The sequence below is a fragment of the Mesorhizobium sp. M7A.F.Ca.CA.004.12.1.1 genome (assembly GCF_003997835.1).
Taxonomy (GTDB): Bacteria; Pseudomonadota; Alphaproteobacteria; order Rhizobiales; family Rhizobiaceae; genus Mesorhizobium.
This window is the reverse complement of sequence record NZ_RZRK01000905.1, coordinates 1-2,362: the sequence shown is the minus strand read 5'-3', so window position 1 is coordinate 2,362 and position 2,362 is coordinate 1. Positions and strand designations below refer to the sequence as shown.

Sequence of the window (2,362 nt, the reverse complement as noted above, 5' to 3'; positions counted from 1 at the left end):
GTCGTAAGCTCGCGTTGACACCGCCGCTCGCAAAAGCCTAAATCCGGTTCAGATGGTCTCTTGCCCGCAACGGCAAGAGCTAAGAGGGAATGCGGTGCGGGGCAAAATCCCAAATCCGCGGCTGTCCCCGCAACTGTAAGCGAAGAGCCAAGGCCGAAAGCCACTGGGAGTTCCCGGGAAGGCGGCTACCCAAGGCGATGACCCGCGAGCCAGGAGACCTGCCGTCTGCGACTTTAGAATCCGATCGCCCGGCGGGTTTCCGGGCAAGGAGCCCGATCTTTGGACCACGACAGCAGTTTTTCGGCTGGCACAGCGGATATTTCGTCCGGCCATGATGATGCCTTGGCCGGCGTCACCATCATTGTCTGCGCCTCCTGCCGCAATGAGACCGGCTCCGACGCCCATCCCCGCGCCGGCGAATTGCTGGCGGAGGATACGCGCCGCGCCGCATCTGGCGACGACATCCGCATCCGCAGCGTCGAATGCCTTGGCAATTGCAAGCGGCGCCTCAGCGCCGCCATCCTGCGCGACGGCTGCTGGAGCTATGTCTTTGGCGACCTGACCGAGACCAGCGGCGCCGACCTCGTCACCGGAGCCAAGCTTTTCGCCACCTCGACCGACGGTCTCATTCCCTGGCGTGGCCGTCCCGATAGCCTGAAGCGCGGCCTCGTTGCCCGCATCCCTCCCCTCGACATGCTGAAGGACTGACCATGACTGCCCCAGATTCGCCTGCGAACCTCTCCCGCGTTCCCTGCACCGTCGTCACCGGCTTCCTCGGCGCCGGCAAGACGACGCTGGTCCGCCATCTCCTGGAAAACGCCGGCGGCAAGCGCATTGCCATCATCGTCAACGAATTCGGCGACATCGGCATTGACGGCGAGATCCTGAAGGGCTGCGGCATCGACACCTGTCCGGAGGAAAATATCGTCGAACTGGCCAATGGCTGCATCTGCTGCACCGTCGCCGACGATTTCGTCCCGGCGCTCGACCGTATTCTCGCGCTGACGCCGAGGGTCGACCACATCCTGATCGAGACATCGGGCCTGGCGCTGCCCAAGCCGCTGGTCCAGGCCTTTCAATGGCCGAGCGTGAAGAGCCGCGTCACAGTCGACGGCGTCATCGCCGTGGTCGACGGGCCGGCATTGGCCGAGGGCCGCGTCGCCAACGACATGGACGCCCTGCAGGCGCAGCGCGCCGGGGACGAGACGCTCGACCATGACGATCCGGTGGAAGAAGTGTTCGAGGACCAGATCGCCTGTGCCGACCTGATCATCCTGTCGAAAAGCGACCTGATGGACGCCGCCGGTACCGCCCGCGCCAACGCCATCATTGGCGAACACTCCGCCCGCGCGGTGAAGATCGTGCCGACGTCGCATGGCAAGGTCGATCCCTCGGTGCTGCTCGGGCTCGGTCTGGCCGTCGAGGACGACATCGAAAACCGCAAGTCCCACCATGACGGCGCGTTCGACCATGAGCATGACGACTTCGACACCTTCATTGTCGACATTGCCTCGATCGCCAATCCCGATGAACTGGCGAAGCGCGTCGCCACCGTCGCCGAAGAAGAGAACGTGCTGCGCGTAAAAGGCTTCGTCGAGGTCGGCGGCAAGCCGATGCGGCTCTTGCTGCAGGCCGTCGGGCCGCGCGTCAATCATTACTATGACCGCGCCTGGACCGCGCAGGACGACCGCCGTTCGCGCCTCGTCGTCATCGGCCTGAAGGGGCTGAACCGCCCGGCGATCGAGCGTATACTCGCCGGCTGATTTCGGACACGGGTCGCGATGCACATCCTCACCACGACATCCGCCTCGCTCGACGACCTCGCCGAGCCGGTCGATCTGCGGCAGACGCCGGCGGATATCGTGGCCCTGTCCTTCACCGACAGCGACCTCGCCGGACTGGCGGCAGCCTGGAAGGCCGATGCCGGCCGCCTGCCCTCGATGCGGCTGGCCGCACTGCGTGACCTGCGCCATCCGATGTCCGTCGACCTCTGGGTCGACAGCGTCGCCCGCCACGCCAAGATCATCCTGGTGCGCATCCTCGGCGGCTACGACTGGTGGCGCTACGGCTGCGACCAGCTCGCCTCGACTGCCCGCGAACGCGGCATAAAACTGGCGCTGCTGCCCGGCGAATGCCGCGACGAGGACCTGCGCCTGATCGAAGCCTCGACGCTGCCGCGCGAGCAGTTGGACGGCCTGCTCGACTATTTCCGCGAGGGCGGCCCGGCGAATATGAGCGCGCTGGTGCGGAGGCTGGCACGGCTGGCGGGACAGGATGCGCCTTTCATCGAACCGGTCGCCGTGCCCAAAGCTGGCTACTACGAACCCGGCCGCGGCGTCGTCCCCCTCCCCCTCGAGGGGAG

At 66.0% G+C, this 2,362-nt stretch carries 2 protein-coding genes, 1 pseudogene and 1 riboswitch; all 3 genes and pseudogenes read left to right on the top strand.

Annotated features, from left to right (window positions below):
- The first annotated feature begins 36 nt into the window (after window positions 1–36).
- Window positions 37–241, top strand: a riboswitch (cobalamin riboswitch).
- 38 nt (window positions 242–279) lie between these two features.
- Window positions 280–708: a DUF1636 family protein gene (locus EN984_RS31510; protein WP_127272623.1), complete on the top strand. Its 429-nt coding sequence runs from the start codon at window positions 280–282 to the stop codon at window positions 706–708.
- Between the two features lie 2 nt (window positions 709–710).
- A complete protein-coding gene (cobW, locus tag EN984_RS31505; protein WP_127271613.1) occupies window positions 711–1,763 on the top strand; it encodes a cobalamin biosynthesis protein CobW in 1,053 nt (350 codons plus the stop codon).
- An 18-nt stretch (window positions 1,764–1,781) separates the two neighbouring features.
- Window positions 1,782–2,362: pseudogene (locus EN984_RS31500) on the top strand (cobaltochelatase subunit CobN); the annotation flags it as partial.

Excerpts from the sequence above, each read along its gene's own strand:
- cobW (WP_127271613.1), top strand. The coding sequence starts at position 711 with ATGACTGCCCCAGATTCGCCTGCGAACCTCTCCCGCGTTCCCTGCACC.